The sequence below is a fragment of the Streptomyces blastmyceticus genome (assembly GCF_039521185.1).
GTDB lineage: Bacteria > Actinomycetota > Actinomycetes > Streptomycetales > Streptomycetaceae > Streptomyces > Streptomyces blastmyceticus.
On the sequence record NZ_BAAABW010000002.1, the window covers coordinates 351,961 to 362,882 of the forward strand.

Here is a 10,922-nt window from a genome sequence, read left to right on the forward strand (position 1 = left end):
CGGCTGGGGACGCGCCCGCAGGTCTAGAACCACGGTCCGCGAATCCAGCCCGTCCGGCGTTTGAGGACACGCCCGAAGGGCGTTCCCGCCGCAGGCGGCGAACCGGCTCGCAGCCGGGGGTCCGGGGCATGGGCCCCGGTTTCGGGAAGGGGCGGGGTAGGGGAAAAAGCCGCGCAGCGACCGATCAGTCGTCGGCCTCGCCCCGCCCGCCCTTCCCCTTCTTCTTCCCGTGCCCGCCCTTACCGACCTCACCCGACGGCGAAGCAGAAACCTCCGCCGGAACGACTTGCTGAACCGCCGGCCCCGACGGCCCCGCTCCCCCACCCCCACCGGACCCGAACGCCCAAGCCCCGATCGCCGCGGCCACCGCGAACGCCACAGCCCCGGCGACCACGATGCCCAACGTCTTCGACTTCCGTACGCCCTTACGCCCACGCCGCCCGGGCGCGGACACCGGAGCGGAAACCGGCGCGGTCACGGAGGCAGGCCGGTGCGCGGGCGCAGGCACCGGCGGCCGCACAGGCGGCGCAGCAGCCGGCATCGGCACAGGCGTAGGCCCGGCAGCACCCCCAACACCCCCCGGCGCAACGAGAGGCGCAGCCACAGGCGCAGGCGCAGCCGGACGCGCGCCGCCCTGCCACGCCGTCCCCCCGAACCACTCCGCGACTTCCTCCGCCGACGGCCGCTCCTCCGGCCGCTTGGCCAGCATGCGCAGCAGACAGGACTCGAAGGCGGGCGGCAGATCGGCCCGGTGCTGCCGTGGCGGCACGGGTGCCGCGTCGACATGGAGATAGAGCAGAGCAGTGGGGCTGTCCGCCCAGAAGGGCGGTTGGCCCGCGAGGAGCTGGTAGACAACGCAGCCCAGCGCGTAGACGTCGGAGGCGGGCCCGGCCATGCGGCCCAGCGCGCGCTCCGGGGCGAGGTAGGTGCTGGTGCCGACGATCTGACCGACCCTGGTCAGCGCGGTGGAGGCCTCGTCCACGAACCGGGCGATCCCGAAGTCGCCGATCTTCAGCGTGCCATCGGCGTCGAGCATGAGATTGCCGGGCTTGACGTCCCGGTGGACCACTCCCTGCCGGTGCGCGGCCGCGAGCCCGGAGGCGGCCTGGGCGGCGATGCGGGCGACGTGGGCGGGATCCAGGGTGCCGCGCGCGGCCAGCTCCTGGGCCAGGCTCGGGCCCCGGACCAGCTCCATCACCAGATAGAAACGCCCGTCCCAGGCGCCGAAGTCGTACACCGCGACCACTTGGGGGTGATTCAGGCGGGCCGCTGTCTGCGCCTCCAGCCGGAACCGCGACGCGGCCGACTCGTCCGCCTCGTCGCCCAGCAGGAGCTTGACCGCGACCTGACGGCCGAGCACTTCGTCCCGGGCTTCCCAGACTTCGCCCATTCCGCCGCGGCCGAGCAGCTCTCCCAGCCGGTACCGATCGGCTACCAGCACCCGTACCACCCTTGTTCTCGATGCCCCCGAAGCGCCGGACCCGGGCGGTGAGGACGACGCACGCGACGATCAGGCCCCACAGCCACGAGGCCCGGTGGTCAACCGGGCGGCGCAGGCCCCAGCGTACCGACCGAACACCCTGCCGCCCGAACGTCCGCATGGCCCCCCACCTCGCCGATCATTGCTCGCCGTCCATGCCCGTGATACATAGAGTCACCATAGAGCTCCCCACTGACAGCGCCTCGCGTCGCGGGTTGGACCCGCATTGGTGAATCGCGTACGGGTTCCGGCAAAAAATGGCGCCAAGTCGACATGCCGGAGGGGCATCGTCGGCGAAGATAGGTCCTGACCTTTGCCAGGCGGCGGAGGGGTTGACAACTACCCATAAGGGGCGGTGAGTTACAAATGTTTTTGGCGGCCGGCGACAAGGGTGACATCAACACCATCATTGGCGGAATTGCCCCGAAATGGGGGCCGTTCGGCAGCCTGGGCAATGAGGCGCGCGTTCTGGTCGAGGTCGTGATGGCCGCGGCCATCCTGCTCTGCCTCGCCATCGCGATCTGGGGCGCGGCGAAACAGCGCATCGGGGCGACGGCCCTGCGGGACACTTTCAGCGCCGAGCAGGGCAAGGGACTGATCGTGGCCGGGCTCACCGGTGTATTCATCATCGGCTCGCTCGGCACGCTCTTCACGATTGTCTACGGCATGGCCATCTGACCCATGCGATCCGGCCGTCCCGTGCGGCTCTCTTGACGAACTCCGCCCACCGTCCGACAACTTTTCCAACGTCAGCCCCGGCCGCCCCAACCACCCCACCGATCCCATGAGTCCCGCCGCGCATCACCCCCGCGCAGACCCTCTCGTCCCCGAGTCCCCCCGCACCGAGGCTGCCACCTGATGCCCCCTCACACCCCCTCGTACTCCTCCCCCCAGAATCGCTTCGCGCCGCTACCGTCATATGCGGGTGCCACAGCGGCGAAGACGTATGAGGGGACGTGCGCGCGATGAGTCTCGGTGACGACGGCTACGGCAACGGCCAGGACTACGGCGAACCGGCCGGCTCCGACCGCCACCTGACGCGCACCCGCCTGCCGGAGGGCGAGGGCGACGCGTACGGGCCGAACCGGCGCGGCCGTGGCGGCGGCAGCGGCCTGTCCGGCCGGAACCTGATCACCGTCGTCGGCGTCGTCGTCCTGCTGATCGCCGCGATCGCCTTCGCGAACAGAGGCGGCGGGTCCTCGTCGGACGAGTCGGACTCGACGGGCGGCGCGAGTGCGCAGGCGACTGCCCCTACCGGCGAGAAACCCGTGTCCGGCAAGGACGGCGCGACGGGGATCGCGTCGGGCTTCGCGCATACGGAGCAGGGGGCGCAGTCGGCGGCGTCGAACTATGCGGTTGCGCTCGGCGGGGACGGAATGTTCAAGACGGACACCCGTCACGCGATCGTGGACGGCATCCATACGCCCGACGCCGCGCCCGCCCTCCAGAGAGACCTGGACAAGGCGTACAGCGCCGACTTCTTCAAGAACGTCGGCCTGAACCCCGACGGATCGGCACCGAAGGGCCTGACCTTCGTGTCCCGCACCGTGCCCGTCGGTGCGAAGGCCACCGCGTACAACGACAGCGAGGCGACGGTCGCGGTCTGGTGCACGGGCCTGGTGGGCCTCGCCGGCCAGGGATCGACCAAGCCGGTCACCCAGACGTGGTTCACCATGACCCAGAAGCTCCGCTGGGTGGGCAACGACTGGAAGATCACGTCCTCCGAGCAGAAGCAGGGACCAGCTCCCGTCAGTGGTGACGTACCCGCCGCAGGAGCCGAGGAGATCACGAACGCGGTCAACGGGTACGGAGGGTTCACTTATGCCAGGTAGCCGTCGCCTTCGCGGCTTCTCCGTCACGGCGCTCGTGGTGTCTGCCCAAGTGGCCCTGTTCACGCTCGCTTCGAGAGCAGCGGCGGTCCCGCCATCTCCCTCGGCCCCGAACCCGTCCACCCCACCGTCGACCGCCCCCTCGACCTTGCCGTCCCCGGGCGCCAGCCAGGGCAAGGACCCGTGCGACCTGATCTCGGGGCTGGCGAAGGACTACTGCCAGGGCGGCAAGAAGAACGGATCCACCCCCACCACCCCCGACCCCCAATCCTCCCTCGACCCCCTCGACTCGCTCTCCAAAGGCTGTGCCGACGCCGCCTCCTGGATCGTCAAGAAGCTCTCCGAGGCCGTGCACTCCACCGGCAACGTCGACTTCACCAACGCCACCTTCCTCCAGCAGTACGCCGTCGTCTTCGCGGCGTCCAGCATCCTCACGCTGGTCCTCTGGCTGCTGGCCGTCGCCAAGCGGGCGGTGCGCGGGGTGCCGTTCTCGGAGGCGTTCACGGAGGCCGTGGGGTTCCTGTGGCTGACGGTGCTCGCCTCCGCGTTCACCCCGTTGATCCTCTACACACTCGTATCGGCCACCGACGCCGTCACCGCCGTCATCTCCACCGGCAGTGGTTCGAACAACGACACCTTCTTCGGCGCCTTCGCCGACGCACTCCAGAAACGCGACCACATCGGCGGCGGGCCGATCATGCTGATCGTGGTGTCCCTGGTCTCCGTGCTCGCCGCGGGCGTGCTGTGGCTGGAGCTGGTGATCCGGGCCGCTCTGCTCTACGTCGGCGCCCTCCTCGGCACGGCCGTATACGCGGGGCTGGTCGACAAGAACATGTGGGGCCACGTACGCCGCTGGGCGGGCATCATGCTCGCGGTGATCCTGGTGAAACCGATCATCGTCGTGGTGCTGGGGCTCGCCGGAGCCCTGTCCTCCGGAAAGGGCCCGAACTCCTTCTCGGCGGTCGTGTCGGGGCTCGCCATCATCATCCTCGCCATCTTCGCCAGCGCGATGATCTATCGCTTCGTCCCCGGCTTCGGCGACGAGATCGTCCACACCCGCAGCGCCAGCAAGGACGCGGCGTCCCGGCAGGCGGCCGCCGTGATCTCCTCGCCCGCCGCCCTGGTCAAGCAGGGCATCACCACCCACAGCGCCCGCGGCAACGGCGCGGCCGGCGGCAACAACGCCGCCCAGCCCCGCCCCGGCAACTCCGTCTCCGGCGGCGTCGCCGCCCACAGCACCCGTGCCCCCGCCCGCCCGGAAGGCGGGAACACCGGCGGCGGAAGCGCCCCCTCCGTACCGGCGCCTCGCGCACAGAACCGCAGCAATGCTCCAGGAGGTGAGCGGAGTTGACGATCCAGGCACAGTCCCAGCCGATCGCGGCCCGCCGTACGTATCTGATCGGCCGCGCACGTCCCAACGCGGTCGTCGGCAAGAACCGGGAGACCGGCGAGATCGCCCTGATCATCGCCGGCGCCTTCCTCGGCATGATGTGCGGCCTCCTGGTGCCCGTCCTCCCGCTGCGGATCCTCACCCTCACCGGCTTCCCGGTGCTCGCGCTGTCGGCCGTGTACGTCCCGTACAAGCAGCGCACGTTCTACAAGTGGTTCGAGATCAACCGCACGTACAAGCGCACGCTGCGCCGCGGCGCCACCTACCGCTCCTCCGCCTCCGAGGCCGGTACGCGCCTGGACGGGCGCGAGGTCGAGGTCGGACCGCCGCCGGGGATCGGGCGGATCAGCTGGCTGGCGGCGCCGTTCGGACCGGACGAGATCGCCGTGCTGCTGCACGCCGACCGCCGTACGGTCACCGCCGCGATCGAGATCGAGGGGCCGGGCGTCGGGCTGCGCGACTCGGAGGACCAGGAGGCGCTGGTCGACCGGTTCGGCACGCTGCTCAAGCACGTCGCCAACGGCGACGGCTATGTGACCCGCATCCAGATGCTGGCCCGTACGCTGCCCGCCGACCCCGACGCGCACGCCAAGGACGTCGAGCGCCGGGGCGACGAGAAGTCCCCCAAGTGGCTGAAGGACTCCTACGACCAGCTGCAGTCGATGGTGTCGACCTCCTCCGAGCAGCACCGCGCCTACCTCGTCGCCTGCATGCACTACACCCGCGAACTGGCCGCCGAGGCACAGACCATCGCCCGCGCCTCCCGCCACGAGAGCGGCACGCGGCGGCTGGACCGGGACGGCGGCCTGGCCGTCGTCATGGCCCGCGAGCTCACGGACATCTGCGCCCGCCTAGCCGAGGCCGACATCCGGGTGCGCCAGCCGCTCGGGCAGGGGCGGCTGGCGTCGCTCGTGCACTCGATGTACGACCCGGACCACCCCATCGACCACATCCAGGCGATGACGCAGCGCAACGCGTGGCCCGCCGAACTGGACGCCATGGAGGCGACGTACCTCCAGGCGAAGACGCGCGAGTCGTCAACACGCGCACCCTGGTGTCACTCCACCGCCTGGGTGAAGGAATGGCCCATGACACCGGTGGGCGTCAACTTCCTCGCGCCGCTGCTCGTCCACACCCCGGACGTCATCCGGACGGTCGCCGTCTGCATGGACCTGGAGCCGACGGACGTCGCCATCGAGCGGATGCTGACGGAGAAGACGAACGACGACGCGGACGCCTCGCGCGCCGCGAAGATGAACCGGGTCGTCGACCCGCGCGACGTCGCCCACCACTCCCGCGTCGACCAGCGCGGCGAGGACCTCGCCAGCGGCGCGGCGGGCGTCAACCTCGTCGGGTACATCACCGTGTCGTCGCGTTCACCGGAGGCACTCGCGCGCGACAAGCGCACGATAAGAGCGTCGGCCGGCAAGAGCTACCTCAAGCTGGAGTGGTGCGACCGCGAGCACCACAGAGCCTTCGTCAACACGCTGCCGTTCGCAACCGGCATCCGACGATAGGGGCAATGCCGTGCTCGAACCACTGGCCGTACTGACCGAGGCATTCACCAGCTTCCTGTTCGGGAAGGTGGAAACCACCCGGCTGCCCGTCCGCACCTCCACCGGGCAGGCCCAGGCCGTCTACCTCCCCACTGCCGCCCCGGGCCTCGGCGACTCGGGCGTCGTCATCGGCCGCGAGGTCTACTCCGGCAAGGGCTACATCTACGACCCGTTCCAGCTGTACGGACAGCAGCTGCCGGCCCCGCACTGGCTGGTGCTCGGCGAGTCCGGCAACGGCAAGTCGGCGCTGGAGAAGACGTACGTCCTGCGTCAACTGCGCTTCCGTGACCGCCAGGTCGTCGTTCTCGACGCACAGGGCGAGGACGGCGTCGGCGAGTGGAACCTCATCGCCCAGCAGCTGGGGATAACCCCCATCCGGCTCGACCCGGCGGCCGCCCTCAACGGCGGCATCCGGCTCAACCCGCTGGACCCCTCCATCGCCACGACCGGACAGCTCGCGCTGCTGCGCACCATCATCGAGGTGGCCCTGGGCCGCGGCCTGGACGAGCGGTCCGGTTTCGCGCTCAAGGTGGCGCACTCCTACGTCAACGAGACGATCCTCGACCGTCAACCCGTGCTGACCGACATCGTCGAGCAACTGCGCCACCCGGAAGCCGAGTCCGCGGAGTCGATGAATGTCGACATAGACGACGTACGCGCGTGGGGCCTCGACGTCGCCCTCGTGCTGGACCGGCTGGTCGACGGCGACCTGCGGGGCATGTTCGACGGACCGACGACGGCCGGCATCGATCTCGACGCGCCGCTGATCGTCTTCGATCTCTCGCACATCGACCGCAACTCGATCGCCATGCCCATCCTGATGGCCATCGTGGGCGTGTGGCTCGAACACACCTGGATCCGCCCGGACCGCAAGAAGCGCATCTTCCTGGTGGAAGAGGCCTGGCACATCATCAACTCGCCTTTCGTCGCCCAGCTGTTCCAGCGCCTGCTGAAGTTCGGCCGGCGGCTCGGCCTGTCGTTCGTGGCGGTGGTGCACCACCTGTCGGACGTGGTCGACGGCGCGGCCGCCCGGGAGGCGGCAGCGATCCTGAAGATGGCCTCCACCCGCACCATCTACGCGCAGAAGGCCGACGAGGCGCGCGCCACCGGCAGGGTCCTCGGCCTGCCGAGGTGGGCCGTCGAGATCATCCCCACGCTCACGCCCGGCATCGCCGTCTGGGACGTCAACGGCAACGTCCAAGTGGTCAAGCACCTCATCACCGACGTCGAGCGGCCCCTGGTCTACACCGACCGTGCGATGACCGAGAACGGCGACGACTACCTCGCCCGCGAACTCGCGGCGGAGGCGGCGGCCGCCGAACGCGCGGCCGCAGCGATCGAGGCGCAGCTGGCCGACGAGGCGTACGGCTCCTCCGAGTCGACGGTGGCCTGACCGATGGCGAGCACCGGCCCCAACGGGAGCCGCAGACCCGAACGCGGCATTCCGGACGCCCTGTTGGTCGGCGCCATCGCGTTATTGCTGAGCCTGACGCTGCTGGTGTGGGCGACGACCGGCCTCGCGGGCCTGGCCGCCCACGGCTCCTGGCCGGACGGTGTAAGCCTGGACGGCACGCCCGTGGCCCTGCGCCACCTGGCCACCCAGCCGCACGACCTCGCGGCCGCCTGGCCGGACGCCCCACCGGACGCGCTCTCGGGATACGGGCTCTTCTGGGGCATCCTCATCGGCGAGCTGCTGACGCTCATCGTCCTGTGGATCTTCATCGTCGGCACCTGGACCCGCTGGCGGACCGTACGGGCGCGACGGCGGGCGGAGGCGACCGCGGAGACGGCAGCGGTCACAGAGGCCCCGGCAGAGGCGCCAGAGCGCCCTCAGGCGGCTTCCCCGGCCCCGGCGTCTGTCCCGGTGCCCCCGCAGCCCGTGGAGCGGCAACAGCCCACCGTGGCGCCCACGGACGCCCCCGCCCCGGCCGACGACGCCCCGCCGCCCCGCGTCGTCTACGGCTCCGACCGGCGCGGTGCCGCGGCGCGCGCGGTCCTGGAGGCCGCCGGGCCCGTCCTGGTCACCACCAGCGCCCCGGGCCTGTGGGCCGACACCAAGGACTCCCGCGCGAAGCTCGGCCCGGTCCACGTCTTCGACCCGGGCCACCTCCTCGACACCCCGAGCCGCCTGCGCTGGTCCCCCACCGCCGGCTGCGAACTCCGTGACACGGCCGCAGCGCGCGCCGCGGCGCTGCTCGCTCCCGTGCGCCCGCGGAGCGCCCTGGACTCGGCGACGGCCGACACCGCGGAGACCCTACTGCGCTGCTGGCTGCATGCGGCCGCCGTGGACGGCCGCCCGTTCCGCCAAGTGCACCGCTGGGCCCAGGGAACGGCGGCGCACGAACCCGTACGGATCCTCCGCACGCACCCCAAGGCGGCGGGCGGCGCGGCCGGCGAACTGGAGTCCGCGCTGACCGGCCACCCGGAACGCAAGGATTTGGCCCAAGAATTGACGAGTCGGGCGCTCAACTCCCTTTCGTCCATCCATATTCGGGACGCGTGCAATCCCAATCGATCCGATGCGCTCGCGTGGGAATCATTCATCGCAGAAGGGGGAACCCTCTACGTGGTGGGTGAGGCGATTGAGGATCCCCGCACCCGCCCGGGTGCGATGCCCCTGCTGACCGCACTCGCCGCAAGCGTGGTCGAGCTCGGCCGGGGCATGGCCGGACGGTCATCTGCCGGTCGGCTCGACCCACCACTGACACTCGTCCTCGACGACGTCGCGGCGGTGGCGCCGCTGCCTTCCTTGCCGGATCTCCTGGCGGAGGGCCCGTCGTTGGGCTTGCCGACGTACGCCTTCATGCGCTCGGAAGAACAGGCCCGCGCCCGCTGGCCGCACGCGTCACTGCGGCGCTAGCACCAGCCCGTCCGGCGCTTGAGGACAGTGCGCGGAGCGTGCTTCGGGGTCTGGGGCGGAGCCCCGGTTCGGGAAGGGGCGGGGTGGGGAACAAGCCCGCCGCAGGCATCAAAGCGCAGGCCGGGCCACAGCCATCTCGTACTCCAGCGAAGACGGGTCACCCTCCATCGGCACGGTCACCCCCGTCCGCTCGAACCCGAGCTTCCGATAAAGCCCCGCCGCCCGATCATTCCGCTCATGCACATACAGACGCACACGCGACACACAAGGCTCGGACCGCTCCCACGACCAGTCGAGCGCCGCCCGGAAGAGAGCCTCCGTCAGCCCCGTCCCCCGGTGCTCGGGGCGCATGAAGACCCCCACCAGATGCGTCTGCGGCACAGTCGCCGGGGCGCCGAAGGACCCGTCCACACCGGGCAGTTCCACCAGGACGGTCACATTCCCCGCCCATTCGCCGTCCGGCCCCTCGGCAATGAAGGACGTCGACGAACGCGCCCGCTCCTGCCAGAACTCGTCGGGCTGCACGACAGCCTCGTCATAGGTACTGAGAAAGGCGATCGGCGCGGCCGGATCGGAGAGCGCGGTCAGCCGCAGCTCCTTGACCTTCTCCCACTCGTCCGGGCGTACGGTTCTGATGAGGTGCTCCATCCACTGATGGTCAACCTGTGCCCATGGCCAGGGCAAATCAGTTTTCCCGGTTTGCCTCAGGGGCATGGGTCAGCGCGTGAACGGTATACGGGGGTTGGTCGTAGTCATAGCCATGGGGGCGGACGAAGCCGCGGCGGTCCTCCCCCCGGATCTACGGGCCAGGCTCGCGGAGTTGGCCGCTCCGGTCCTCGGCACACTGGTCGGTCCGCTCACCACTCCACAGGCCCGTACGGCACTTGAGGGCGCCGACATACTGATCACCGGCTGGGGGTGCCCCACCCTGACGGAGGACGTGCTGGAAAACGCGCCGCGATTGCGGGCCGTCATCCATGCCGCGGGATCGATAAAGGAGTTGGTGACCCCGGGGGTCTGGGAACGTGACATAGCCGTCTCCTCGGCCGCCGGGGCCAATGCCGGCCCGGTCGTCGACTACAGCCTCGCCGCGATCACCTTCGCCACGAAAAGGGCCCTCTCGACCGCGGCGGCCTATGAGTCCGGATGGCCCGCCTTCCGTGACCGCCAAGGCTCCGACGGCCGCACCATCGGAATCATCGGCGCCTCCCGCATAGGGCGCAGGGTCATGGCCCGGCTGCGGGCTTCCTGCGTCGGGTATCGGCTTCTCCTGCACGACCCTTATGTCTCCGCCGCCGAGGCGACGAGCCTCGGTGCGGAGGTCGTCGGTCTCGCGGAACTCTGCCGAGAGGCCGGCATCGTCAGCGTGCACGCCCCGCAATTGCCCGAGACGCACCATCTGTTGGACGCGGAACATCTCGCTCTGATCCCCGACGGCGGCACGGTCGTCAATACCGCGCGCGGCTCGCTCATCGACACGGAGGCCCTCACCCGGGAGTGCTCCTCGGGCCGCCTGGACGCCTTCCTCGACGTCACCGACCCCGAACCCCTGCCTGCCGGGCACCCCTTGCTGCGGCTGCGGAACGTCCTGGTCACTCCGCATATCGCGGGCGCGCAGGGCAGCGAGGCCCGCCGGCTCGGGGTGTATGCCGTGGACGAGGTCGCACGGCTGGTGCGCGGTGCCCCACTGGTGGGGCGGGTGAGCCGCGACCAGTTGGAACGGCTCGCATGACCAAAAACCGGCCGTAAACGCAGAAATGCCCTGGCAGGAACCGGAGTTCCCATCAGGGCATTTCTCAAAATTTGT

General features: G+C 70.3%; 9 protein-coding genes. 7 read left to right on the forward strand and 2 right to left on the reverse strand.

The genetic code is table 11. From position 1 onward, the window contains the following. Positions 1 to 184 precede the first annotated feature (184 nt). Positions 185 to 1,441: a serine/threonine-protein kinase gene (locus ABD269_RS03800; RefSeq protein ID WP_344116001.1), complete on the reverse strand. Its 1,257-nt coding sequence runs from the start codon at positions 1,439 to 1,441 to the stop codon at positions 185 to 187. A 405-nt stretch (positions 1,442 to 1,846) separates the two neighbouring features. On the opposite strand from ABD269_RS03800, the gene ABD269_RS03805 reads away from it, so the two are divergent. From ABD269_RS03805 to ABD269_RS03830, 6 genes are all read left to right on the forward strand, one after another. Then, the gene (locus ABD269_RS03805) at positions 1,847 to 2,158 is read left to right on the forward strand and encodes a hypothetical protein (RefSeq protein WP_116213239.1); all 312 of its coding nucleotides are present in this window, start codon (positions 1,847 to 1,849) and stop codon (positions 2,156 to 2,158) included. Between the two features lie 287 nt (positions 2,159 to 2,445). Then, complete coding sequence (locus ABD269_RS03810) at positions 2,446 to 3,312, forward strand: DUF8175 domain-containg protein (RefSeq protein WP_344116004.1); 867 nt, start codon at positions 2,446 to 2,448, stop codon at positions 3,310 to 3,312. Next, positions 3,302 to 4,660, forward strand: coding sequence for a hypothetical protein (locus ABD269_RS03815; protein ID WP_344116006.1), 1,359 nt, complete (start codon positions 3,302 to 3,304; stop codon positions 4,658 to 4,660). The genes ABD269_RS03810 and ABD269_RS03815 overlap by 11 nt, the downstream gene beginning before the upstream one ends. Before the next feature lie 2 nt (positions 4,661 to 4,662). Continuing rightward, positions 4,663 to 6,216, forward strand: coding sequence for an SCO6880 family protein (locus ABD269_RS03820; protein ID WP_344116046.1), 1,554 nt, complete (start codon positions 4,663 to 4,665; stop codon positions 6,214 to 6,216). A gap of 10 nt (positions 6,217 to 6,226) precedes the next feature. After that, positions 6,227 to 7,648 carry an ATP-binding protein gene (locus tag ABD269_RS03825; RefSeq protein ID WP_301893376.1) on the forward strand — a complete coding sequence of 474 codons (1,422 nt, stop codon included), beginning with the start codon at positions 6,227 to 6,229 and terminating at the stop codon, positions 7,646 to 7,648. 3 nt (positions 7,649 to 7,651) lie between these two features. Then, positions 7,652 to 9,115 (forward strand): type VI secretion protein, encoded by a 1,464-nt coding sequence (locus ABD269_RS03830; protein WP_344116009.1) that lies wholly within the window; start codon positions 7,652 to 7,654, stop codon positions 9,113 to 9,115. A 108-nt stretch (positions 9,116 to 9,223) separates the two neighbouring features. Here ABD269_RS03830 and ABD269_RS03835 read toward each other — a convergent pair whose 3' ends face one another. Then, entirely contained in the window at positions 9,224 to 9,763 is a 540-nt protein-coding gene (locus tag ABD269_RS03835; RefSeq protein WP_344116011.1) for a GNAT family N-acetyltransferase, read from the reverse strand. Positions 9,764 to 9,875: 112 nt separating this feature from the next. On the opposite strand from ABD269_RS03835, the gene ABD269_RS03840 reads away from it, so the two are divergent. After that, a complete protein-coding gene (locus tag ABD269_RS03840) occupies positions 9,876 to 10,847 on the forward strand; it encodes a hydroxyacid dehydrogenase (protein WP_344116013.1) in 972 nt (323 codons plus the stop codon). Positions 10,848 to 10,922: the final 75 nt, after the last annotated feature.